General features: G+C 34.7%; 24 protein-coding genes. 9 read left to right on the forward strand and 15 right to left on the reverse strand.

The annotated features are described in order from the left end of the window. The first annotated feature begins 317 nt into the window (after positions 1 to 317). Positions 318 to 1,229 (forward strand): nuclease-related domain-containing protein, encoded by a 912-nt coding sequence (locus tag ACKI3H_RS05610; protein WP_407371289.1) that lies wholly within the window; start codon positions 318 to 320, stop codon positions 1,227 to 1,229. A gap of 87 nt (positions 1,230 to 1,316) precedes the next feature. Here the strand turns inward: ACKI3H_RS05610 and ACKI3H_RS05615 are convergent, their stop codons facing one another. The 3 genes from ACKI3H_RS05615 to ACKI3H_RS05625 all read right to left on the reverse strand — a co-directional run bounded on the left by ACKI3H_RS05615 (position 1,317) and on the right by ACKI3H_RS05625 (position 4,660). Then, positions 1,317 to 2,723, reverse strand: a complete 1,407-nt coding sequence (locus ACKI3H_RS05615; RefSeq protein WP_407371290.1) for a uracil-xanthine permease family protein — start codon at positions 2,721 to 2,723, stop codon at positions 1,317 to 1,319. Positions 2,724 to 2,937: 214 nt separating this feature from the next. Then, positions 2,938 to 4,059, reverse strand: coding sequence for an NADH-dependent flavin oxidoreductase (locus tag ACKI3H_RS05620; protein ID WP_407371291.1), 1,122 nt, complete (start codon positions 4,057 to 4,059; stop codon positions 2,938 to 2,940). Positions 4,060 to 4,240: 181 nt separating this feature from the next. Then, entirely contained in the window at positions 4,241 to 4,660 is a 420-nt protein-coding gene (locus ACKI3H_RS05625) for an Hsp20/alpha crystallin family protein (RefSeq protein WP_407371292.1), read from the reverse strand. A gap of 213 nt (positions 4,661 to 4,873) precedes the next feature. Between ACKI3H_RS05625 and ACKI3H_RS05630 the strand changes: the two genes are divergently transcribed. From ACKI3H_RS05630 to ACKI3H_RS05650, 5 genes are all read left to right on the forward strand, one after another. After that, positions 4,874 to 5,050, forward strand: a complete 177-nt coding sequence (locus tag ACKI3H_RS05630) for a hypothetical protein (RefSeq protein WP_407371293.1) — start codon at positions 4,874 to 4,876, stop codon at positions 5,048 to 5,050. Between the two features lie 396 nt (positions 5,051 to 5,446). Beyond that, positions 5,447 to 5,638 (forward strand): hypothetical protein, encoded by a 192-nt coding sequence (locus tag ACKI3H_RS05635; RefSeq protein ID WP_407371294.1) that lies wholly within the window; start codon positions 5,447 to 5,449, stop codon positions 5,636 to 5,638. Positions 5,639 to 5,774: 136 nt separating this feature from the next. Continuing rightward, positions 5,775 to 6,104, forward strand: coding sequence for a PadR family transcriptional regulator (locus ACKI3H_RS05640; protein ID WP_407371295.1), 330 nt, complete (start codon positions 5,775 to 5,777; stop codon positions 6,102 to 6,104). A gap of 2 nt (positions 6,105 to 6,106) precedes the next feature. Next, on the forward strand, positions 6,107 to 7,090 hold the full coding sequence (locus ACKI3H_RS05645) for a permease prefix domain 1-containing protein (RefSeq protein WP_407371296.1): 984 nt from the start codon (positions 6,107 to 6,109) through the stop codon (positions 7,088 to 7,090). A 182-nt stretch (positions 7,091 to 7,272) separates the two neighbouring features. Beyond that, on the forward strand, positions 7,273 to 7,551 hold the full coding sequence (locus tag ACKI3H_RS05650) for a hypothetical protein (RefSeq protein ID WP_407371297.1): 279 nt from the start codon (positions 7,273 to 7,275) through the stop codon (positions 7,549 to 7,551). A 508-nt stretch (positions 7,552 to 8,059) separates the two neighbouring features. Here the strand turns inward: ACKI3H_RS05650 and pepF are convergent. The 4 genes from pepF to ACKI3H_RS05670 all read right to left on the reverse strand — a co-directional run bounded on the left by pepF (position 8,060) and on the right by ACKI3H_RS05670 (position 14,515). Continuing rightward, positions 8,060 to 9,871 (reverse strand): oligoendopeptidase F, encoded by a 1,812-nt coding sequence (gene pepF, locus ACKI3H_RS05655; protein ID WP_407371298.1) that lies wholly within the window; start codon positions 9,869 to 9,871, stop codon positions 8,060 to 8,062. A 148-nt stretch (positions 9,872 to 10,019) separates the two neighbouring features. Beyond that, a complete protein-coding gene (gene pepT, locus ACKI3H_RS05660; protein ID WP_407371299.1) occupies positions 10,020 to 11,249 on the reverse strand; it encodes a peptidase T in 1,230 nt (409 codons plus the stop codon). An 11-nt stretch (positions 11,250 to 11,260) separates the two neighbouring features. Beyond that, entirely contained in the window at positions 11,261 to 12,931 is a 1,671-nt protein-coding gene (locus tag ACKI3H_RS05665; protein ID WP_407371300.1) for a peptide ABC transporter substrate-binding protein, read from the reverse strand. Positions 12,932 to 13,645: 714 nt separating this feature from the next. After that, entirely contained in the window at positions 13,646 to 14,515 is an 870-nt protein-coding gene (locus tag ACKI3H_RS05670; protein WP_407371301.1) for a manganese catalase family protein, read from the reverse strand. A 702-nt stretch (positions 14,516 to 15,217) separates the two neighbouring features. On the opposite strand from ACKI3H_RS05670, the gene helD reads away from it, so the two are divergent. After that, a complete protein-coding gene (gene helD, locus ACKI3H_RS05675) occupies positions 15,218 to 17,464 on the forward strand; it encodes an RNA polymerase recycling motor HelD (protein WP_407371302.1) in 2,247 nt (748 codons plus the stop codon). Between the two features lie 50 nt (positions 17,465 to 17,514). On the opposite strand, the gene ACKI3H_RS05680 is transcribed toward helD, so the two are convergent. Continuing rightward, positions 17,515 to 17,934, reverse strand: coding sequence for a pyridoxamine 5'-phosphate oxidase family protein (locus ACKI3H_RS05680; RefSeq protein ID WP_407371303.1), 420 nt, complete (start codon positions 17,932 to 17,934; stop codon positions 17,515 to 17,517). Positions 17,935 to 18,105: 171 nt separating this feature from the next. Between ACKI3H_RS05680 and ACKI3H_RS05685 the strand changes: the two genes are divergently transcribed. After that, positions 18,106 to 18,969, forward strand: coding sequence for a PPK2 family polyphosphate kinase (locus ACKI3H_RS05685; protein WP_407371304.1), 864 nt, complete (start codon positions 18,106 to 18,108; stop codon positions 18,967 to 18,969). Between the two features lie 66 nt (positions 18,970 to 19,035). Here the strand turns inward: ACKI3H_RS05685 and ACKI3H_RS05690 are convergent, their stop codons facing one another. Beyond that, on the reverse strand, positions 19,036 to 19,683 hold the full coding sequence (locus ACKI3H_RS05690; RefSeq protein WP_407371305.1) for an NAD(P)-dependent oxidoreductase: 648 nt from the start codon (positions 19,681 to 19,683) through the stop codon (positions 19,036 to 19,038). Positions 19,684 to 19,954: 271 nt separating this feature from the next. On the opposite strand from ACKI3H_RS05690, the gene spxA reads away from it, so the two are divergent. Then, positions 19,955 to 20,359: a transcriptional regulator SpxA gene (spxA, locus tag ACKI3H_RS05695; protein ID WP_013711643.1), complete on the forward strand. Its 405-nt coding sequence runs from the start codon at positions 19,955 to 19,957 to the stop codon at positions 20,357 to 20,359. A gap of 246 nt (positions 20,360 to 20,605) precedes the next feature. Here the strand turns inward: spxA and ACKI3H_RS05700 are convergent, their stop codons facing one another. The 6 genes from ACKI3H_RS05700 to ACKI3H_RS05725 all read right to left on the reverse strand — a co-directional run bounded on the left by ACKI3H_RS05700 (position 20,606) and on the right by ACKI3H_RS05725 (position 25,355). Further along, entirely contained in the window at positions 20,606 to 21,271 is a 666-nt protein-coding gene (locus ACKI3H_RS05700; RefSeq protein ID WP_407371306.1) for a DUF6320 domain-containing protein, read from the reverse strand. A 5-nt stretch (positions 21,272 to 21,276) separates the two neighbouring features. Next, on the reverse strand, positions 21,277 to 22,686 hold the full coding sequence (locus ACKI3H_RS05705; RefSeq protein WP_407371307.1) for an alcohol acetyltransferase: 1,410 nt from the start codon (positions 22,684 to 22,686) through the stop codon (positions 21,277 to 21,279). A gap of 37 nt (positions 22,687 to 22,723) precedes the next feature. Beyond that, entirely contained in the window at positions 22,724 to 23,641 is a 918-nt protein-coding gene (locus ACKI3H_RS05710; protein ID WP_407371308.1) for an alpha/beta hydrolase, read from the reverse strand. A gap of 208 nt (positions 23,642 to 23,849) precedes the next feature. Then, positions 23,850 to 24,215: a DUF2512 family protein gene (locus ACKI3H_RS05715; RefSeq protein WP_407371309.1), complete on the reverse strand. Its 366-nt coding sequence runs from the start codon at positions 24,213 to 24,215 to the stop codon at positions 23,850 to 23,852. 143 nt (positions 24,216 to 24,358) lie between these two features. Continuing rightward, positions 24,359 to 24,700 (reverse strand): GNAT family N-acetyltransferase, encoded by a 342-nt coding sequence (locus tag ACKI3H_RS05720; RefSeq protein ID WP_407371310.1) that lies wholly within the window; start codon positions 24,698 to 24,700, stop codon positions 24,359 to 24,361. Positions 24,701 to 24,848: 148 nt separating this feature from the next. Continuing rightward, entirely contained in the window at positions 24,849 to 25,355 is a 507-nt protein-coding gene (locus tag ACKI3H_RS05725; protein WP_407371311.1) for a cysteine hydrolase family protein, read from the reverse strand. Positions 25,356 to 25,451: the final 96 nt, after the last annotated feature.

The following is a 25,451-nucleotide window of genomic DNA, read 5'->3' on the forward strand; positions in this document are numbered from 1 at the left end:
CATTCTTCACTCAGATTATAATGCTGGATTCAAAATACTCTTTTCTTTCATCAAATGTTATTTAATGTCTAAGTGAGTGTAGTTTTATGATTCACTCTTCCATGAACGACCTGCTGATGGATAAGTGAAGCCCATTTCTTGCTTCAGTTATCCGTTAAATGCAGTTTCATGGACAACTGAAGTTTCTTTTCCTCTTCACTCTTCCATGAAGACTCCATTTACAAAAAGCAACAAAATAGCTTACATAAAAAGTGATTCTTGATACTTTTTTCTTATATTAAGAGAGAACGATTAAATTTAAGGAGCGCACGAAAATCATGATACTAAAAGAACGAACAAAATCGATTACTCATCGTGTATTGGAATCTTTAAATTTCCGCATGAACTTACCCGTTGACGAAAAACTAAAATATGAGCATCAAGTGAAAGGTTGGGCTGGTGAAAAACATTTCGATTTCTATATGAGTCAATTTCACCAATCAGGCTATGTACTAAATGATCTCGTTCTAAATTATAAAGACACTGTTTTTCAAATTGATTGTCTCTTTATTGTGAATAATTCTATCTATTTATATGAAGTGAAAAATTATACCGGTTCCTACTTTTATAAAGAAGATTCTTTTTTCACAGAATCAGGCTATCAAATTCTTAACCCATTAAGGCAAATCGATAGAAGTGTGACCTATTTACAAAACGTGCTGCTTCGCCTAGGATACCGATTGCCCATACACCCAATTGTTGTCTTTATTAATCCCGAATTCACTCTCTACTCTATCTTGCCAAATAAACATTTCCTTTTTTCTTATCAATTGCCTAAACATCTTAGTACTCTATCCAATCAAAATTTCTTGATAAAACAAGAACATTTAAATCTAGCAATTAAACTTAAAGAGTTACATAATGAAGATTATCGTCCCGATAATCTTCCTATCTATCAATTGGGACAACTGAAGAAAGGTATTTTGTGCCCTATTTGCTTTTCACTTAGTCATACAACTACTAGACAAAATTACTTTTGTACTGCATGTGGACACAAAGAAACCATTAAAACCGCAATTGAGCGGAGTATAAAAGAATTCAAACTGCTCTTTCCTGATAATTTAATGTCAACAAGCCAGATTTACGAATGGTGTGAAAAAAACTATTCCAAAGAACGTATTCGAATTATCTTAAAAAAAAATTACCAGAGTCATTTATCACGTAAGATGACTTATTATAGTAAAAAATAATGTTCATTCATGGAAAGAACTAGACCCCTTACAACAAAAAAACGTTCATCACCTATAAAACTGAGTGACAAACGTTTTGCTTTTCTATTAAGCTTCTTGCGATTCCATTGTTGGTGTTTCTTTTAAAATAATATTTAACACTAATGTAACGATTGTTCCAGCTGAAATTCCTGATGAGAACAATCCACCAAGAATTCCAGGCAGTCCAGCTACCACTTCAGGACGAAAAGCTACACCTAGTCCAACTCCTAAACCTGCAGCGACTATGACTAAATTGCGGTTATCAAAATTCACACGTGATAATGACTTAACACCAGATGCTGCTACGTTTCCGAACATCAAGACTCCTGCTCCACCTAATACCGCCATTGGCATAATAGAAACCAACGTAGCAAATTTTGGAAGGAAACTCATTGCCATTAAAAGAACACCCGCAGTAATCGCAACAGAACGAGAAGCATTACGAGTCAACGGAATCAATCCAGCATTTTGACTAAAAGTAGCTACTGGACCTGATCCCATTGCAGGTCCAATAAATGAACCCACACCATCAGCACGAACACCATTTGCAATATCTTCATCAGTTAATTTTGTTTCTGTGACTTCTCCAATCGTTTGCATCACACCAACAGTTTCGATAACTGTAACTAAGTAACCTGAAATAAATGGAATTGCAAATTTCAAATCAAAATTAACGCCATATTTAAACAATTGTGGCATAGCGAACCAATTTGCTTGAGCTACTTGGTTAAAATCAACCATTCCAAGTGGGATACACATAATATAACCAGCTACAATACCAATCAGGACTGCAGCAGGTCCGATTTTGACGCTGCCATAGTGATTCAACACCACGATCAATAAAAATACAATAGTAGCAATTGCTAAATTAAGAGGCGATCCGTAGTTGGCTACACCAACTCCGCCAGCCACCCAGTCAAATGCTACAGGCATCAACGTTAATCCCATCAGTGAAATAACGGTACCTGTAACAACAGGAGGAAAAAATTTCATTAGCGGTTTAATAAAATAACTCAAGATAATTTCTAAAACAGCACCCATCATGGTTCCACCGAAGTAACCGGCAATACCGCCGCCCATCGTGTTGATGACCGCATTTGCAGGACCAACAAATCCAAAATCGGTTCCCATAATTGTTGGAAGCCCAGCTCCTACACGAAACCATTTTGGTCCAATTCCTTTAGATTGAATGATTGAAACGACACCTGAACCCAGTAAAGCTGCACTTATCATATAAGAAGTATCTGCAACCCCAAATCCGGCCATACCGGAAATAACTAAAGGAACAGCAACAATTCCACCAAAAGCAGTCAGTATATTTTGAAAACCTAAAAGTGTCATCAAGATAAATCCTGGTTTATCGTCTACTTGATAAATAAGATTTGATTCAGGTTTTGGCGTAACCTTTGCTTTCTTCCCTTCTCTTTTCGGCAATACAATTGTTCCTGCTGGCTGTTTCATTCTTTCTTCCAAAATAACCCTCCTATTAAATACGAACATTTATTTTATCAAACTGATTATACTTCGTTTATTGATGATTCATTTGTAGTATAACCTCAAAACAACATGATGTAAATACCTAAAAGCGAATTATTTTATCATTTTCCACTATTTAATGTTCGTGTTTTAACAAAAAAAGACCTTTCACTTTGAAGTGAAAGGTCTTTTTGGTGATTTCTTAAAATTATTAATCCACGATTGGGAACCAACCTGGTCTGCTTTCGATATACTCCCACATTGCATCTGGCAGAGTGAGATCTTCACGGTATTCTGGTTTAATTTTTTTACGGATGGCTGTTTCGTTTCCTAATTTCACTTTTTGGATCCAGTCCGGTTCAACAACTAACTCTCGACCAATCGCCACAAGTGGTACACCTAATGCCATTGTTTCGACAGCATCATCTGGCGTTATAATTGAGCCGACTCCAATAATAGGAAACTCTTTTCCTACATGTTCTTGGATCCGTTGGACTACAGGTCTTGTTTCATAAAGATCACGAACCGAACCTTGCGTCCATTTGTTTGTTGAAACATGACTGTAATCCAATCCTTGTTCCTTTAACTTAGCTACTAATTGTAAGGTATCTTCTATCGTGATCCCAGGTTCTTTTATTTCTTCAGGGGAAATACGGTAGCCAAAAATAAAAGGTTTCTCCGCATAGGTTTGAATCGCTTCTTTTGCCGCTTGAACAACAGCTAATGGGAAGTTCATTCGGTTTTCAAGTGATCCTCCCCAGTGATCTTCTCGTTGATTGGAATGTGGAGAGAAAAATTGTTGAATCAAATAATTATTTGCTCCATGCAATTCGATTCCATCAAACCCAGCTTGAATGGCTCTTCTAGTCGCTTGTCCAAATGCATCAACTAATTCACGTACTTCTTTATCTGTTAACGCTCTAGGTACTTCGGCTCCTTCAAAATCAATTGGGACAGCACTTGCACTAACCGGCTGCTCACCTCTTAACGTTCGTTTTGAGCCCAGTCTTCCTACATGGAAAATTTGTAAAATCGCTTTTGGACCTTCATCTTGAATCGTTTTTGCTAACCCCGCAAGACTATCGATTCGGTCGTCAGATGCTGCACTTAATGACCCAGCAAAGCGCCCATTTTCCATGACTTGAGCACACGAAGTCACAACAGCACCAAGACCAGCGACACGTCTCTTATAATAATCTTTTTCATCAGTCGTGACCATGCCATTCTCAAATGAAGAATTTGTCGTCATTGGTGCCATAAATAGGCGATTGTCAACTTTAACTCCTGATGCAAATGTAAATGGCTCAAACAGTGGATTGTATTTTGGTTTCATAAATTTTCTCCTACTTTTTATTTATTTATTTTTTAAGCAACTAGCCTCATTCTTCTAATGGTAAAAGAACGGCCATCTTTTTTCAATTGTTTTTACTTACAATTTGTAAAAAAGTCCGTCTGTATATGTAAAAAAGAGTAATCGAGAAACTTCCTCTCAACTACTCTTAATACTATTATATTTATTGGATTTCAATTTGTTTAGGAGTTGTTTCGTCTGAAACCTTTTTAGGTAGAGTAACTGTTAAAACTCCATTATCAAAAGATGCAGCAATTTCTTCTTCGTTGACGTTTTTTAATAAAAATTGGCGACTGAAAGATTTAGTTGAACGCTCTCTACGGATGTAATTGCCATTATCGTCTTTTTCATCTTTGCTTTCTTCTTGAGTTGCCCCAATTGACAATACATTGTCTTCATATTTTAACTGAATACTATCTTTAGGCATACCTGGCAAATCAGCATCTACGATATAAGCATTCTCTTCTTCTCGAATGTCTACATTAAAATTAGCCGTGTGTGCTAATAAATGGTCAAAAGGATCCTCGAAAAAGTTTTTGCCAAAATTCATGAAATCACGTCCTACTGGAAATAAATTACTCATAAACTTAACCCTCTTTCTAAAATTTTTTTAACCTCCTGAGCAGGTATTTCCCTTGCTCACGTTTAATATAATACGTTTTAGCACTCTTGTCAACAGAGCGCTAAAAAATTTTTTGAAGTTTTTTTACTAGCTAGCCTACTAGTCATATTAGTATTTTCTTTCACTATTATCTGCTATACTGATCAAATAAAAACTGTACTGGAGGTAGGTATGATGTTTAATATATTAGGAAAAATTTTATTGATCGTTGGTATCATTATTATCATTTTTGGTTATTTTGGACCCGTTAGGTCTGGTGATCCAATTATTGGAACCCTATTTATTATAGTGGGTATCATTATTGCAGCTGTAGCTTTTGTCTTTGGACGTAACTTACCACCTAGAATATAATCGATTTAACAATAAAAAGATAGATGCTGAACATAACGTTTTATCATTTTTGAATAAGTACGATAGGTTAATCTTAATGATTGATCTATCTTTTTTTGTATAGACAATTATATATAGATTTTATTAATCATCTGAATAATTTATCAACTTCTATTTAGGAATAACAAAAGTTTTGGTGTACGCTTACATCATAATAAAGAATACAGATAAAAAATTTATTACATAGAAGAAAGGATTTTGACAATGCATCCTATTTATAACTTATATTGGAATTTATTTCAAAATGTTTTTATATTTTTAAGCATTACTTTAACAGTATTATTGGTGACCTCCTTCTTAATAAATAATGGAAAGGAAACTTCAATAAAAAATTTATTATTTTTATGGATTCCTTCATTGTTAACCTTTATAACAATCGTTTCCGCTTCTTTTTTCTCTGGTATTTTGTATGATGAATTAAACATTCCAACAGACAATTTCATTCTTTTTTTAATGGGGTATTCGACAATCGTCTTTTTCTTTCATACAGGAACCGTTATCTTAAATATCTTTCGTTCTAAAAAAATAGTAAACGTATCAAACAATTAATTCACTTAAGAGATTAGCTTTCTATAAGCTATCTCTTTTTTCATTTGCCAATGTCGTTCAAATTACTTTACCTGTCGTAGTAAAAGGAGTATACTTTAATTACTACGATAGATGAAGTAAAAAACGGGGTGATGATGTGATATCAAGTGATGTCATGCGAGGATTTAATAGTTTAATTCTATTGTCTATTTTGATGAAAGAAGATTCTTATGGCTATCAAATTTCAAATACAATTAAAGAAATAACAGATGGAAAATATATTATGAAAGAAACCACTCTTTATTCTGCATTTAACCGATTAGAAAAAAGTGCTCTTATTCAATCTTATTCTAGTACCGAAACCAATGGCAAACCGCGAACTTACTACCGAATTACAGAATTAGGTAAAAAAACGTATAGCGATAAAGTAAGCGAATGGCTGGATACAAAAAATGTGATGGATAGATTTATTAAGGAGGAATCGTAAAAATGGATACAATTAAAAGTTATGTCGAATCAGTTTTTGTTCAATTGCCACGCACTCCTGAAATGCAGCAACTTAAAGAAGATATGCTGACCAATATGGAAGATAAATACCTTCAGTTAAAATCAGAAGGTCAAAGTGAAAATGAAGCGATTGGAACTGTTCTCTCTGAATTTGGCAATATCGATGAAATCATCGAAGAGTACAATTTAGAGAAGGATTCGGAAGAAGTTGACAAGGACTCTGTCTTTTTATCAGAGGCAGAAGTTGAGGATTTTATGCAGCATCGGACAAAATTTGGACTGGGAATTGCGACAGGAGTTGCTCTATGTATTCTCGCTCCAGCTGTGATGCTATTATTCAACGAACTTGCAAATTTGTTTTCTTTTAATTCTCCTGCAAATATGGAGGGCATAGATCTCTTATCGATTATTCCACTTTTTATTTTCATTGCTATTGCGGTTGGAATTTTTATTATCTTTGGTTTAAAAGAGGAACAATACAACCTTGATAAAAAGGTCGTTATTCTTGATCCTTCTACACGTATCCACTTAGATCGAGAGATGCAGGAGTTCAAACCTAGTTTTGCAAAAGCAATCGCAGCTGGAGTTATCCTATGTATCTTAGCCCCTATCTCTTTATTGCTCGCAATTGTTCTTCTGGGAGACGATAACGCGTGGTCCGTTATCTTTCTTCTAGGTTTTGTATCCGTTGGTGTTTTCTTATTTGTCTTTTATGGCGTTTTGTACTCCACCTATGAAAAACTCCTTTCGCTAGGAGACTATCAGCCTGAAAAAGTTATTGCCAGTAAACTGACAGATACTATTGCAGGAGTCGTATTTCCAATAGCCACAGCTGTTTATTTGCTTTTAGGTTTTATCTATAATGCTTGGGGAACAGCTTGGATCATTTTTCCAATCACCGGTATTCTCTTTGCTGCATTTTCTTCCTTGTACCAAAGTCTTATTAAGACAAAACGAAGAAAATAATGTTCTAAAACCTCTACTCTGATTCGAGTGGAGGGTTTTTTTCTATCTATAATGATTCCACCTGTTTCATGTCTATTCTTACAAAATCAAGTCTTCTTTTAAGAAACTATTGTGAAGCAGATTCTCAAATTGTATACTTAAGTTTATCGATATTTCATAAAAAAAGACTGGAGTTCAAACTTATGTATAACACAAAAAAAAGCACTACCAAATGGCCAACGTTTTTAATTTCTATTTCTTTCATCTTAACTATTGTCTCTATTTTTATTCAAAATCAATTCTCACTGTTTAGCTTTCCTATTTTTCTTGGTGTGCTGATTGTCGCAGTTTTATTAAACACGTTATCATTAGTATTGGCATCAAAATCTAGAAGCCAAGCTTATACCATTCTTTTATTTATCCTTAATGTGCTGATCATTGCTTTTATAGCTTTTACAATCTATACACTTTTAATTGCTTAAATCAGCTGAGGTAATATTCCTAAAATCTTCACATTTTCTTTCATTCATCATCATAAAATAAGTCGAAAAGAGCATTATTTTTTCACATCCAATAGTTATACTATAGACATACCAAACCTTAAACCTTTTCTTTTCTCTTCTATTTATTTACCCCCATAAATAAATAGTTATACCCCCTTTTCAAGCCTTTGCTTTAATAGCAAAGGCTTTTTTTTATTTAGTTTATCTTTTCATGGACAAGTACGCTCTTTTTCTAGCTTCACTCTTCCATGAAACCCACTTTGATGGAAAAGTAACGGTCTTTTTTTGTGTCACTCATCCATGAAGAGTCGTTTCATGGATGAGTGACACCTTTTTTCTGCTCCACTCTTCCGTTAACGGTCATTCCTCGGAAGAGTGGCACGAAACTCCAAGAAAAATAGATAAAAAAACACATTCTAACTCCTGATGAATGAGATCATCAAAAATTTAGAATGTGTTTTCTTCTAACTATTTCCCTTAGCTATCTTTAGATGTTTATTTCTTTGCTCAAGGCAATAATCGTATCAACGGATTCATCTAAATATTGAATCGTATCTGATAAAGGTTTATCAGTAGTGATATCTACACCTGCGATTTTAGCAGCTGGAGCTGGACGATACTGATCTCCAAGAGCTAAAAATTCCAACCATTCTTTTACAGCTGGCTGCCCTTCTTCTTTAATCCGTAAAAATGCTTGAGTTGCAATCGTTAATCCAGCAGAATACGTGTATGAATACAAGCCCATATAGTAATGGCTTTGGCGCATCCATGTTAATTCTGCCCCAGGATTGATCTCAACAGCATCTCCCCAAAATTGGTTCAATACAGAGCGTTTGATGTCACTTAATTTAGCAGCATCAAAACTTTTCCCTTCATCAATCAATTGATAAACTTCACGTTGATAAGCAGCTTCCAATAAATGAGTAATAAAGTTATGGAAGTACGTATTTGAGATCATATTTGATAAGGCATAGCGTTTTTCACGCGGATCTTCGCTTTTGCGTTGCAACGCTTCAGTCAATAACAATTCATTGAATGTCGATGGCGCTTCTATCAAATAAAGAGACGGTTCTGCACCCAAGATGCTGTTGTTTTCAGCGGAAAGAATTCCTTGTCCAGCATGTCCTATTTCGTGGATGAATGTGTACACATCTGATAGTTGATTATTCCATGACATCAAGATATAAGGGTGTTTGCCATATGGAGACGTACAGAATCCACCGGTTGATTTCCCTTTATTTTGAACAAAGTCTACCCAACGTTCTGGATAAGCTTTCATAACAAGGTCAACATAATCTTGTCCTAAAACACTCAATGCATCTACCACAACTTCTTTTGACTGTTCCACTGTAATTATTGACGAATAATCAGCATCTAAATCAATTTTCAAGTCAGCATAGGTCATCTTATCCAGCCCATTAATTTCTTTAACGTGAGTAATGTATTTTTGCATAACAGGAGATAGATCATTCATAATGCGATCGATTTGGCGATTGTATAAGTCGCGGTCGACTTCTTGATCGTACAAAAGATAGTCAATAACAGAATCGAAACCACGCATCGTAGCAAGTGTTTTTTCTTTTTGCACTTGCGTGTAATAAGCAGCTGCCACAACATTTTGATAATTGCTCAGGACTGCTGAAAATTGATCAAATGCCGCACGTCGAATAGCTGTATCCGCATGGTACATATAGTGGTCTTCGTACAAAACAAAACTTAATGGGTATTCTTTTCCTGCAACACTAAACGTTCCAAAATCCATGTCCGCCAAACGAGCTTGTTCATAAATAGCTTCAGGCGCTCCAAGAACAGGAGAAAGTTGAGCCAATGCTTTTTCAACTTTAGGGTCCAACTGAATCGATTTATCTTCTTTAATGTGACGGATAAAAGAAGCAAATTGTGGCTCTTCTATTTCAACTTGGTCTAAGACAACTGTATCTGCTGCTTTTAATTCTGACTCAAAAAAAGATAACTGTGCACCTATTTCAGCTAACACATTGTCCATTGAACGAGACAATTCAGTATTTGCGGGATTTGTTAAATCAGTCGTAGCTGGCAAAAAGGCATAATGATTCGTCCAGTCAGCAGTTTGCATAATAGCTTCATATTCTTTTAAAGCCGCACGGATGGTTTGGGTATTCGTTAATTTACCTTCATAAGTTGTGCTGAACTGTGCAACAGCCGTTTTCAACTCTGCTACTGCAGTTTCAAATGCTTCTTTCGTTGGGTATAAACCTGTAAGATCCCAGGTTAATGCTTCAGAGACATCTGCTCTATTTTTCATTTCTTCTTGTGCCATTTTATCGCGCTCCTTCATCCTGTACTTTATTTACTTCGTTTAATAGAATTACCCATCTAGTATAACACTACTCATTTATCGGTTGCCAAATTTATTTATCTTAGACAAAAAAAGACCCATTAGCACTGAGTCTTTTTTTGTCTAATCTTTACTTTTCTGCAATCATCCGAGCAATCTCAATGACCACTTGAGCGGCTTGCTGCATACCTTCTAACGAAACAAACTCATACTTACCGTGTAAATTTTCAGCCCCGGTAAAGATATTTGGAGTCGGCAATCCTTTATAGGTAATAATACTGCCATCTGTTCCGCCCCTAAAAGCTTTTACATCTGGTTCAATGCCCAACGACCTATAGGCATCTAAGGCTAACTCTACTATAGATAAATCCTTTTCAATGATATCGCGCATATTGTAATATTGATCATACAACTTCAAGTCAATACGTGGCTGATCAAAGGTTTCATTAAACTGATCAACTAATAATTTGAAGTGCTGCTTCCTTTTTTCAAAAGTTGCTTTATCATGATCCCGAATAATGTAGGTTGCTTTGACTTCATCAATCGTTCCCACTTGACTCGAAAGCATGTAGAACCCTTGATAACCTTCTGTTTTTTCTGGTACTTCTTCTTGCGGCAACGCTGTGGCAAATTGAGCAGCAACTAATAACGCATTGACCATACTGTCTTTAGCTGTTCCAGGATGCACACTTGTTCCTTTAATTGTCAGTTCTGCTTGAGCTGCATTAAACGTTTCGTATTCGAATTTCCCAACTACTCCGCTGTCTAATGTATAAGCAAAATCAGCTTGAAAATGGTCGACATCAAACAGCAATGCTCCTCGCCCAATCTCTTCATCTGGTCCAAAAGCAATCCGTATTTTTCCATGCGGAAGTTCTGGATGCTGGATAAATTCTTCCATCGCCGTAACGATAGAGGCCATCCCTGCTTTATCATCTGCTCCCAATAAGGTTGTTCCATCTGTTGTAATCACCGTTTTACCCACATAATTCGCTAACTGAGGGAATTCAGTTGTGGTCATGACAATACCTAATTTTTCATTCAGTAAAATATCTTGGCCATCATAATTCGTGTGGACTTGTGGCTGGATATTTTCTGCATTAAAATCGGCCGTATCGATATGAGCAATAAATCCAATAGTCGGAACTTCATGTGGCAAATTGCTTGGCAATGTTGCCGTTACAAATCCATTTTTGTTATTGAACTCCACCTCTTCTAACCCTATTTTTTGCAATTCTTCAGCTAATTTTAAAGCAAATTCAACTTGTGAATAAGTGGTTGGAATGGTCTGACTATTCATATCAGATCGTGTGTTAACTTTAGCGTATTTGACGAATCGTTCGAGTAAGCGTTCCTTCATTTTTTATTCTCCTATTCTTCAACATAAGCATTGCGGTAATCATAACGAGAACTTACGGAATGAACTTCAACACCCTTTAATTTTGGATTGCGCAAATGCACTTCTGCTGTATGATACAAAGGAATGAACCCTTTTTCATCTAGCATGATCGCCTGAGCATCAAGCATGTTTTGCCAACGGGTTTCTGGATCATTCGCATTGACTGTTTCTGCATCATTTAACAATTGATCAACTTCTTCATTTTTATATGGCCCATTATTGAAAGTCGTTTCGCTGTTCATAATATCCAACAAGTTGATAGCATCAGGTAATATTGCACCCCAACCGCCTAGAATCATATCAAAATCACCAGACTGCCCTTTTTCAATTCGGTTATTCTTCGGTACATTTGTCAGATTAATGGTTAACCCTTCAAAGTTATTTTGTAGTTCCCCCTGAACGTATTGTCCTACAAGCTTACTTGTTTCATCATCATCTGCAACCAATGCTATTTCAATCGTATCTGTTCCTAACTCTTCTTTTGCTTCTTCATAAAGTTGTATGGCTTGTTCTTTATCATATGTCAAAAAATCTCCTGCATCATTTGCAAAATCATTTCCGGTAACAGGGTTTGTGACAAAATCATGTGGAACAAGTGCCTTTGCTGGAAGCGAACCATTTCCTAAGATCGTATTTGCTAATTCTTCACGGTTTAATACCAAAGAGAAAGCTTCTCTCAATTTTGCATTAGAAAGCATTGGTACATCAGTGTAATTAAATTGCAGAAAATTTGTACGAGCTTCTTGTTCAACTACATAAGCTTCATGATCGACGTATTGTTTAGCAATTTCACCTGAAAGAATGGCATCGTCTATCCCACCAGATTCAAACAAATTAAGTGCTGTTGAGACCTCTTTGATCACTTGAACATTGATACTCTCTAAAGTAACTTTTTCTGCATCCCAGTAGTCTTCATTTTTTTCATAACTCCAGGCTTGGTTCGTTCCATCCCAACCGGTTAAAATGAATGGTCCATTTGAAAGTGTTGTTTCGCTACTTGTTCCATAATCTGAACCCATTTCTTCTACAAATGTTTGATTTTGAGGAAAAAAAGGCATAAAGGCCATTTCACCTAAAAAATAAGAGACTGGCACGTTTAATTGAACCTTAAATTCGTAATCTCCGACTGCTTCTACACCTAGTTCATCTGGTGATATTTCGCCATTAATAATTTCTTCTGCATTAACCACTGAAGTAAACATGTAAGAATACGGTGCAGCCTTTTCAGGATTAACAGCTTGTCTCCAAGCATACACAAAATCATGAGCCGTGACCGGATCTCCATTTGACCACACGGCATCTTCTTTAAGTTTAAAGGTATACGTTAAACCATCTTCTGATACGATTGTATCTTCGGCAAGAGCCGGAATGGGTTGATTATTTTCATCTAGTCGATAGAGACCTTCTAAGTATTGATTCATTGCCGTATTCGTCCCAATATCCGATACGAGTAAGGTATCCCCTGTAGACAATTCATTTAATACTCCAACAGAGATACTTTGATCTGCTGCAAGATTTTCCCCATTGCTTGATTCACCTGAACTCGTTGACTTTGTATCGCTGTTAGCTCCTCCACAAGCTGCAGTTAGTGCCGCGGTTAGTGTAAGTGCTACAGACAACACGCCTATTTTGTTTCTTCTCATAAATATACCCCCAAAAAATTAAAGTATATTTATCTTAACATAATACACATTTAATTTTAATCTTTTTATCATTTATTATTCATAATTAATTATAAATGAGCTAATTAAATTATATTCTAACTATCAGGAAATGATTCCTCAGTCCCCCAATTTGAAAATGATTTTTGAGATACAACTATTTTTTGTACTATTTGTTCTTGAGTTAAATTCAGCCCTTTTCTTTCTTATTTCAAATTGAGATTAATTTCCATAGTTCCCCTCTAAATTTTATATAGTAGGCATAAGTTAAATTATTACTTACCTTTACGAAAGTACCTAAATAAATAATGCGTACTTATAAAAAATAGGAACGCTATACTAAATGTAGAACAGTATTACTATAAATAAGAAAATGCGCTTTATGAAAACACTTGTGCTTACAGTCCATCCTAATATAGAAACGTCTCAAGTGAATAAAAAGTGGATAGAAGTGTTTGAAAAATATTCAAAAAAGTATACAATTCATGAGCTATCTAACTAAATCGTATAAAAAAAGGACTCTACGGCTTTTAAGCGATAGAGTCCTTTTGTTTGTTAAATTATTTATTTGTATAATTCTGGTCAATTGTAATTATTATAAATGAATACTATAGAAATGACCCCAAAAAATTTAAATTTCTCTCTAACTTTTGGGGTCAGCATCTTTTTCCCAATCTCTTGAAAAATTCTATTTAATTATTTTAACTCAGGATCATTTTCGATAATTTTTCTTCCATCTTCGATTATTTTGTCAACATCCGTATTTCTCAATTCTTCAGGTCTTGGTTTACTAACAGGTTTTTCAGACATGGCTTTTCCTTCTTCATACTTGAATGGTTGTCCATCTCTGGCTGTTTTCCCTTCAACAATTTCTCTAGACTCGTCACCTTCAGAGAAACTGTAAAGTGTATGACTGAATTCCGAATGTTGTAAATCAGCTGTACCATGAGGAACTACTACACCATATTTCTCTTCCAATTCTTTCGCTGCTTGCATAAATTGCAGTTGGTGTTGAGTTTCACGCGCCATTAAGAAGCTCAACATATCGCGAACTCCTTTATCCTCTGTCGAATGGTATTGTCGAGTAACTTGCAATCGTCCCATAGATTCACGAGTAATATTGAAACGCATGTCAGCCAGCAAGTTTCCGCTTGATTCCATATATGCAGCTGTCCAAGGATTACCATTAGCATCCTGAAGACTAGCACCTAACCCATTTACAATAGCATGTTGTGGATTCATTCCGCCCATTACTGCAGCAATGGCAGGATCTCCACTATTATAAACGCTCTCTTGAATATTTAAAGGGGCATCGTCCAAAAGATGAGCAATCATCGTTGCGAGCATTTCAATATGTCCAATCTCCTCTGTCCCCGTATCTAATAATAAGTCTTTGTATTTTTCGTTTCCAGGAGTACTTGTATTCCAACCTTGGAATAAATATGCAGCCATTCCGGTCATTTCACCCCAGTGGCCACCAAGATTTTCTTGCAACCGACGTGCCATTAAAGCATCTGGTTTATCAGGTAGAGCGTTATACTGTAAAATTTTCGTATGCTTAAACATAAAATTCCTTCTTTCTAATTTTTTTTAGCATTGAACTTTTAAGCTCACGGTTAATGTAGCACATTTATATAACGTTTACAAAAACCCTGCTCAAGGCTTACTTTTTTTATAAAAAGCTGATATCTAAAGTCTATATTACAATTTATAGGCATTAGCTTCTTTACTAATAGAGTCTACCCAGGATATCTATTTACCAAGTATTGATCTGAATGATTTTCGCTGTTTGGTATACGTGTCGATTAAAATTTTCAGATTTACTAACTAGATCATTAATTTAATAAGAGTATATCGATACATGACTTTATCTAGTTTTATTTTTTAAATGAATTCTTACATACGCAAGCACAAAATATATTTTTATAAGTTTAAAATCAAAACATCTTTGCACCGCAGACAACAGTTCTGGAAATATCTATATTATTTTTTAATACATTAGAGGCGTCGATATATTTGTTTCAATATTTACTAAGTAACAGATCTTTTTCAGAAAAACGATTTATTTAAACCTGATTATTGATGCTCTCATAATAAAAGTGCTTCATAAATAGTGTATAGTTTTTTTATATAACTTTTACTCTTTAAAATGGAATTAAAAGCACTTATAGCAATCAAGCTTATTGGGTGGTATACTGCTAGTTGCATTAAAAATGAGTTGAATAAATTATTCTTTATTTTTTGAGTTTTTGAAAGGAGTTTTTTTCATTGAAAGATAGCCAATACATGGAACAGCAACGTGTCCATACCGTTGTTGAAAAGATTCAACTTGAACTGAATCAATTAAAAAAAACAGTTGAACAAGATAGTGCTGAACAAAAAAGACGTTTAAAAGAATCCGGCGAAATTAAAATCAATCAAGGGTCAAGCGAAAGTATGTGGGAATCAGCCGGAGAGTTACGAGCAGTTGAACAAGATTTAATGATCCGCAGTAAAACATTGTTAAAAAACCAAAATCGAGTTGTCGCATTAGAAAAAATGGTAGACGACCCTTATTTTGGGCGAATTGATTATGAAGACGAATTTGGCCAAGAAACCATTTATATTGGTATCAGTTCTGTCTTTGATGAATACGACCATTTAGTTGTCGATTGGCGTTCACCTATTGCTTCGCTCTATTATGAAGGCAATGTAGGAGACACCATTTCATTGAAAATTGGAGATCAAAAATTAGCTCTTTTGATCGAGTTGAAACGTCAATTTTTAATTCGCAAGGCTAAAATCATTCAAATGTTAGATACAGATAATGTAATGGGCGACCCCTACTTACTTGAGGCCTTAGAAGACAAATCCGCTTATCAAATGGGTGCCGTTATTTCGACACTTCAAAAGGAACAAAATCAAATCGTTCGAGAAATCTCTGCTAAAATCACTTTAATCGAAGGTGTTGCTGGATCTGGGAAGACTGTTGTATTGATGCAAAAAATTGCTTATCTGCTTTATACTTTCAGAGATCAATTAAAAGCATCTGAAATCATCTTATTCTCACCCAATAAAATTTTCCAAACATATATTTCACAAGTATTGCCCGAATTGGGCGAAATGAACGTTACTAGTCATACTTTCCCTGAATTCATGAATCAAAAAATTTCAAATTTCACCCTTATTTCTAATCAGGATGAAGAATTATCTAAAGTAAGTTTACTAAAAGGAAGTCTTCAATTTTCAGACGCTTTAAAACACTATACAAATCAATTGAAAATGAACTATATGCGTTTTGCTTCTCTATCTTTTCAAGGTGAAATTCTTATTTCAAAAGAAGAGATAAAAGAACTCTTTTACCGTATTGAAAGCAAAGGTACTTTAGCCAGCAAATTAGGGCTTCTTCAAACACAATTGTTACAAAAAATAGACGTCCTCAAAAGAACACAACGAACCGCTAAATGGGTCGAAGATGCAATGCTTTCCATGTCGGACAGTGAATTGCGCCAGCACGAAAGTGAATCGAAAAATGAGCAAAAAGCTGAAGAAACATTGATTGATTCAATTATAGAAACGGCTTACTCACCAGTTATCAAAAGAATTAAAAAATTAACTTTTATTCGTTATCAGCATCAATATATTCATTTCTTAAAAGCAGTACCTAAATTGCTTTCTCTAAAAGAATTTTCAATTGATGAAGAGCTGTGGTCAGAACACATCGAACAAGTTGTAACGAACATGGCTCATAAAAAAATGGTATTGGAAGATATGGATGCTTTTTATAGCTTATATCAATTAATGCATGGTCCCATCAGTAGCACTAAATTCAAGTACATTTGCCTAGATGAAGTACAAGATTTCTCTCCCTTCCAATTGCAAATGCTGAAAGATTTTTATCCAACGGCTAATTTTGTTATGAGTGGTGACTTAAACCAAAATATTTTGATGAAGAGAATCTCTTTTAACGATTTAGATACCATATTCACTGGAAATTCTTTTCAACGCTATCAGTTGTTAACAAGTTACCGTTCTACAAATGAGATCACTCAATTCGCAAATCGCTTTTTAGAAGAAAAAGTTGCTGCTGAGTCGCCTTTTCGTGAAGGTAAAAAACCAGAATTGATTTTAACAGCTAACAACGATTATTATTGGAATTATCTAAAAGAAAAGGTTTCTAATAGTCAAAAAAACGGCTTGCGTACAGCTTTTATTAGCAAAAACTACGACGAAGCTGAACTTTTCCACAAAGAGTTAACAAACGCTGGTATCGACAGTAGTTTAGTACTACAAGATACAGATAGCACTCATCATCCCGTTATTGTCATCCCAGTACAGTTAGCTAAGGGATTAGAATTTGATATTGCTTTTGCACTTTTCCATTACTCGAATCAATCTTCTGCTACTAATTTATCTACTGCTTACACCATTTGCAGTCGAGCTATGCATGAGTTATATGTTCTGGCTCCAGATCTTCAAGATCCCTTAATCAATCGACTTGAATCAGCTGATTATCACTTAGCCGAACTGAACTAAAAAAGTGAGACTGCTAAGCATAATGCTTGGTAGTCTCACTTTTTTTAGTTTTAATTTAAATCAACTGAGATAATTTCGGAATCTTTTGTACCTCTCAGAGTAACTGTATCGGGTTTAATTTTTAAAACTGTAATATTTGGATCATCTTTCCCATCAAAAATGGCATTCATATACGGGCTCCATAGGTGTTCAATTAAAGATTGGTCTTCAGTAATGGAAACCTGACCTGCTATTTCAACATATTTATTGTTCAATAAACCTGTGTCGTATCCGAGTAAAATAAACGTATGAGGATTTTTTTCCAGATCTTCCACTTTATCTGTCCGTTTGTCGGTCAAAGTGTAAAGAATGAATCCTTCATTAAAAAAGGTCATGTAACGAGATACTGGTTTATTCTCTGAGACAGTAGACATTGTTCCAATCTTATTCTTTTCAATAATTTTTAACGCTTTATCACGCTCATCAGCCATAAGTGCATCCCTCCATTTATAATTTAATTATGCCATATCAGATGTTCTTCTTCAAAGAATACGATTTCATCCACACCTAATCCTATTCTTTTACTCTCTTTACTATATGTGACATACTTAAATAAAAGATAGTAAATAAAGAATCAAGTATTAAAATAGGAGGAACTTAGGATGGATATTTCAAAATACCGCATCACCCCAAAACAAACGCCAATTAAATTAGCAGATTATCCGACAACCGAATACAAACACCTCAGTGAAGAAGAACTACAAGACAAGTGGATTCCGGAAAGCATAAAAAAACTACAAGATTTACACTTAAAACTCCACGCAGAAGAAGAAAAAGGCATTATGGTCGTTCTGCAAGCAATTGATGCTAGTGGCAAAGACGAAGCCATCAGTTTTATTTTTTCTAATCTAACAGCTCAAGGATTGAAGACTACTTCAGTAAAAAAACCGTCTGAAACAGAAGTTAAGCATGATTATCTTTGGAGAATTCATGAAGGAAAACCTTCAAGGGGAGAAATCAGTATTTTAAATCGTTCCTATTATGAAGAAGTTATTGCACCTCGGATTCACGATGTATTGGATAAGGATCCTCTTCCCGATCACTTAATCGATGAAGACATATGGAAAGTCCGCTTCCGTCAATTAAACGATTTTGAACGATACATGACAGAAAATGGGTTTCCAGTCATTAAATTTTTCTTCAATGTTTCAAAAGATGTACAAAAGGAACGCTTATTAGAAAGAATGAAAGATCCTAAAAAGAACTGGGAATTTTCATTTAGTGACATCGAAGAAAGAGAACATTGGGATACCTATCAAGAAGTATTCGAAGATATGTTGAATAATACTTCCACAGATTATGCACCATGGTATATCCTACCAGCGGATGACGATTGGTACGCACGTTACATCATTAGCGAAGTAATGATAAATGTACTCGAAAATCTTGACCCACAATTTCCAGAAATTTCTGGAGAAGACCGTCAACAACTTGATGAAAGTATTGAATTACTTGAAAATGACTAACAACGTTAACAAATAAAAAGGAACCTAACGAGCATTCAGCTCATTAGGTTCCTTTTTATTTGTCTATTATTCAGGTTCAGATACGACTGTAAAGCGTTCATTCATGTGTGCTGCATCTTCGATTTCATCCACGATAGCAATAGCAAAATCAGCATAACTAATGTAACTTTGATTTTTTGAATTAACGATCACTTGATCTGTACCTGTTTGATAAGTTCCCGTTCGTTTTCCTGTCGCATCAAAATCTAATGCTGGACTGACGAAAGTCCAGTTTATATCATCAGCTTGTTCGAGATCCTCCAAATTTTTAGCTTGATTGATCGCTGTAGGCTGAAAAAATGTTGGTAAATCTGGCGTATCCATTACTCGTAGCGTTTTATCTTCATTTAGATATAAACTGCCTGCTCCACCTACAACAATCAACCTTGTATCAGGTGCTTCTTTTAAAGCTTCAATTAAAATTTTACCAAATTGTACATGTTTGACAGCTTCTTCTTGTTCCATTCCTGTACCAAAAGCATTTACAACTACATCATATTTTTTTATATCTTCTGAAGTTAGTGTGAAAAAAGCTTTTTCTACTACCCTTATATCTTTATCGGCCATTTTTTCCGCATTTCTTACGATGGCCGTTACTTTATGGCCTCTATCTTTCGCTTCTTTAGCAATTAAGCTGCCAGCTCTTCCAGTTGCTCCAATAACGGCGACTTTCATTTCAATGACCTCCCTTAATTTTGTTGCACTCTTTTTATCAGATTAACATATAGCGCTTTTTAATCAAAATTTCTCGTCTTAAATTCTTTCTTTACAATTTCATTACAGATTTTTACAAAAAATACGTCTATTTGTCACAAAGTTGTGAACTTTATGTGACAAATAACGTTGCTTTTCGTACACATTCATAGTAATATATTACTTGTAAACGAATTTCAGTTTCGTTCAGCACTTATAAATTAGATTAATTATAAACAGGAGAGTGAAAAAAATGATTACGTTATATACAACACCTAGCTCAGCTTCATGTCGTAAAGCAAAATCATGGTTAGAAGAAAATAACCTACCTTTTATTGAAAAAAACATTTTCAACGAAAGTTTGACTATTTCAGAACTGAAAGCCATTCTACGTCTGACAGAGAATGGAACAGAAGATATTATCTCATACCGTTCACAAGCCTTTCAAAATTTAAATGTGCCGATAGATGAATTTTCATTATCTGAAGTATTGGAACTGATTCAAGAAGAACCAAGCCTGATTCGTCGTCCTATTTTGATTGACGAAAAAAGATTGCAAATTGGATTCAACGATGATGATATCCGTCGTTTTTTACCAAGAGAAGTGCGTCGCATCGATTTATTAGAAATGCAAAAACAACTTTCTCATATATCTTAAAATAAATTTATACTTAGCAAGAAAAGAGTTTATACTTATTCTTGTACACGATTATTTTAAATATGTACCAAACAAAACTAGAGCATTGACGTCTTGTAACTAACGTCAATGCTCTAGTTTTTTATTAGAACAACAGACTTTTCAACAAAAATATTAAAAATTTCTGTTGGAGAGTCTGTTGTTTAATTTTTTTCTTTTTGAAGTATTATTCTGTAAAAAACCTATTCCACTACCAAAATCAACTAATTATATCATCATTCTTTTTTCTAATTCTTTCAAAACTTCTACCCGATAAAAAATAATCGTTATGACTAGCATTATTGTGCTAAAACCAATAGATAGCCACGATGGTAAAGGAGTGGTTACCCAATTAAAGAAAAGAAATACGGCTGGTATAAAACCTATCAAGGCAGCACATAGCAAATATAAAATATAATCTCCAACTTCTATTTTTACTAATCGGACTGCAATATACATAGCAACAAGCGCAAATATACAAATCATAGGTACCGCATGAGTTGTTGACCAAGCTGACCAACCGCCTACATAATCCCAATAAATACTTAGGAGGGATAAAGAAATAATCAGATAAACAATGCTTTTAGCAATATTTCGTCGTTTCCGAATAATGATTAATAGAACTAACCACATGCTCACTATACCAAATGAAATGATATTCAGACCCTTGGCTGAATGTAGCCAGAATAATTCAATAATCAAAGATATACTAATCGTCGCAAGAGAAATAATCATCAATATCCGGATAACTTGTTCTTTGTTAAAACGTAACGGGATATCTGGATAAGGATTCGGTATAAGTGTGTCCGAACTTTTTTCTAACGACTGATGACAAAGTGGACAAGTTGACCAATCGCCTTTAACTGTTACCTGACAGTGTTGGCAATGACTCATAATTTTCACTCCTCACTAGTAATTTCGTTTATCTTATTGGCAGATAGGGTTACTGGTATTCCAAGAGCCGTTAGATCTCTAACAAATTGTTTAGAAATGGTGGTTTCAACAAATGGTGAATTTAAACAGATCGATAAATGATCATGGTGACTAATGACACAAAACTGAGGTCTAACAGCAGATGTTTGAAAATAAAATTGTTGAACCTTTTCATCAATTCCTTGAGATAGATGCACCTTGCCTAAGTTAGACATAGCAAATGTCAATCCACGATTGTTAAAATAATTGATTGCTTTTAAAACGATATCCTTAATAGGACGAATGATTACACGTGTGACTGGGTTAAATTCATAGGCTATCAAGTTGTTCAATCGTTTTTCTAAGCTATCTGGACTAAGCTGCTGTTGAAGTTGTTCTTTAAGTGTTTTACAAATGATAGCTAGCGTTGTTTCCTCTGCTGGATCATATGTGTATTCCAACCGCGTAGTACTGAAAAAATTTCGTGCTGAATTTGAATAGTAAAATTGTCTTAGATTAACTGGAACTGATACCGCTATGGTCATTCCATTTTGTACAGCTGGATCTGTTTTTCGAATGGCTTCCATAAATAATGCCGTTAAATAAATCGTAAGAGAAGCCTGTTGTTCATGTGCTAATGCCAAAACAGGTTGAACTGGCATGTCCAATTCGATAACATGCGTTCGATTATCAATAGTTCGCTTACCTTTCACTTGATAAACTTTCTTTTTCTTCGCATTTTCTTGTTCGGGTGCTGTTTCATATTGAATAGCTTTTTTCCCATAACGCAATGCAAATTTCCCAACCGTCTTGCTGGCTCCTGTTAATTTTCGGATGGCAGATTGAGTCGCTTCAGTATAACTGCGTTGCCCCTTATGACGAAAATAATGAATAAAACTATCTGTATCCATCTGTTCGATTGGATGCCTGGAAAGAGAATTTTCTTCATTTAATTGAGTAGATGGCTGAGCATACCGAAGGAGAACATATTCACTTAGCAAATCTTCAAAAAACCACAATGCTCCTGTTCCATCTGATAAAGCGTGAAAAACTTCCAAATGAATTCGATTTTGATAATAAATCACTCGAAATAACAATTCTTTGCGATCATAGTGATACAATTGAGCACAAGGTGGTTGTTCGTCTAACATTACTTGTGGTTTAAGATCACTTTCTTCTAAGTAATACCAAAATACTCCTCTACGCAGTACACTATGGTACAGCAGATAAGATTCAAATGTTTTATCCAGAGCTTGCTGCAAAAGTTCTGGGTCTATTGAATCTTCCATAGCTGCACTTAAACGAAAAACTTTTGTATCAAAATCAGTCATTGCTGCAAGAAAAATATTGGACGCATTATCTAAGCGGACCCATGTTTTTCTTTTGGATCTTTTCATTATTCTCCTCCTTTCATTTGGATAAAATCCCTTTAAATCAGTTCAAAAATTCATTTATTGCTTGATAAGTGGCTGTCACCGGAGCTGCAATTTTAGGATAGGTAATAAATCCATGCACAGCACCTCCAATACGTTGTATCACTACCTCATTTCCAGCTTCCTTTAAAGCTATACCATACATTTCTCCTTCGTCACGTAAAGGATCAAATTCAGCCGTTATAATCAATGTTTTAGGTTGATGGGTTAAATCTTTTGCCATCAGTGGTGCAATATAAGGATTTTTACGGTTAGCTTTATTAGGCTCGTACATTTCCATATATTCCTGAACTTTTTTTGAAGTTAATCCATATTCATATCCGTTAGTACGAATCGATTTAAAAGGTGAACTTTTGGAATGGTTCCAATAAGTTACGGGATACAGTAATATTTGTTTAGTCGGAATTTGTTTTCCTTTATCTCTTAATAATAAAGAAACAGCTGCAACCAAATTTCCGCCGGCTGAATCTCCAATCAACGTAATTTGTGACGCATCTAATAAACCGCTTAATTCCAGTTGAGTCATTAAGGTTTCTGCCACTTGGTAACAATCTTCCAAACCTGATGGGTACGGAAATTCGGGTGCTAGACGATAATCAACTGAATACACGACTCTTCCTGTTAAATCAGCCATATTGATACAAGCACTCGTGTAGGTATCAATGTCGCCTATTACCCAGCCTCCTCCATGAAAAAAAACTAAAACATCTTCATTTAATGGTTCCTTTGGGTAAAATATGCGAACTGGAATATCATGTGATTGATCCTCTGAATAAATTTTCTTATCCAATATTCGATAGCCTTTTTTAGGCTTTTTTGAGAATAGTTGTTGTGCTTTCCTTACCCAGATATAGTCTTCTTGCATATTGATTTTTGGTGAAGATACTACCTTTAGTATCAATCGAACGAATAGATTCATGGTTTTCCCTTTCACACTGCACATTCTTTTTATTTAGCATGAGTTATTCGATTAGGATTGTCAAGCCAAACTATTTTTTCTACTTTATAACTTTATTAGGAAAAATGAACTGCTTCCTTTTCAAAAACTGCTATAACACTTATTTAACTATATAAAAAGAAGGTTTAGGATATCTTTCATCCTAAACCTTCTAATATGAGTGCTATCTTTATTTCATTTTTCTTTCATCTGGTACAATATCTTGTTTTAATAACCATTTATGGAAGAACCATTCTCCTCCGCCAATTAAAATAGCAGGAATCAGTACTTTCATCCATAAATCTGCTGTGTAGTCCATAGAAGTAAGGTAAATCCATAAGATAACTGCTGCTGCTCCAGAATCTGCAATTGTAGCTGCAACATTCCCAATTTTTCTTAAAATAACCAAGTCTCCTAAAATATAAATCATGACTACAATGATAACCCCTACAATAGTAGAATCCATAAAACTAACATCATATATACCAGTCAATACGATCCATAAAATAGCCCAAATCATAATGGCTTTTATTACTAAAGCTTTTACATGTTTCATATTTCTATCACTCCTTCTTTTTTTATTTTGTCTGCTAAGACGAGTACAAGATAAAATACCAAATGTGTTGCTTTGTTTAATATAACTTTACGTTATTCTATTCTTAAAATCAAAAATAACAACTTGTATTTCTTATGAATTTATCAATAAAGAGATTGAACAAAAGCTTCTGTTTCTTCAGTCGCATTCATAGTAAGATCACTATATTTTTTTTGTATTTCGCTTACCATTGCTCTACCAATTCCTTCTCCTCTGAAGGACGGTAAAACTGCTAAATGCTTAATAATAAATTCTTTTTCTTGGACTTCAATACCGATTATTCCAATGTATTTTTCTTCTTCTTTCCAAAAATACATTTCCATATCAGGGTTCTGTTCATAGAGTTGCATCAATTGTTGGAGTTGTTTAGCGTCATGCTCTTTTAACATCAGTGATAGTAAACCTAAAGCCATTTTATTTTGGCTATTTCTGAACTTAACTAACACTAGATATCCTACTCTCCTTTAACATAAATCACATCCATCTTGGTTACTAGGAAAGATTACCACATACCTAATCAGTGTCCCAACAAAGTGAACTGCTAGTTAACTGTTATATGCATTTTTTTCTACATCAAATCTGAAATTGTTACAATTAATGGATTTCGATTTTCAAACTTTCCAACACATCTAAAGCTTCATTATGCAATTTTTCAGTAGAACCTGCACATAAGTCTTTAATCACTTTTATGGTAGCAAGCGGAAAAGAATTATGCAGCATAATTGCATTTGATAACACACACACATTTGTTTCTACACCAATAAATTCAATGATTCTATCGGGATCATCTTCATATTGGCTTCTTAATTCTGCTGCATTCTCAGGAGAAATAGAATGGAATTTTTTCTTAATAGCTTTATGTTTTTTCAAGACTTCTTTTAGCGGACCAAATAACTCCAACCCCCATTGTTTTTCTTCATCTGATCGATCATCATCCTCTAATTCATGCTGATTTAACGTATAATAAACAGGTTCCCCTTTTTTTTCTTGTTCTTGTATTTCTTTAATTATTTTTGGTACTAATGTTTCAGCGTTTGTAACTGAAAGAATTCCTTTTTCTTCATCTACAAAATCATTTTGCATATCAATAACAAAAAGCATTTGATTTCCTCCCTTTTATAGAACGCCAAAAGAGTCACACAATTTGTGTAACTCCATTAGGTAGTTAAAAAATTGAACATCTAGTGATGGATACTG

The sequence above is a fragment of the Carnobacterium sp. genome (genome assembly GCF_045617425.1).
Taxonomy (GTDB): domain Bacteria; phylum Bacillota; class Bacilli; order Lactobacillales; family Carnobacteriaceae; genus Carnobacterium_B.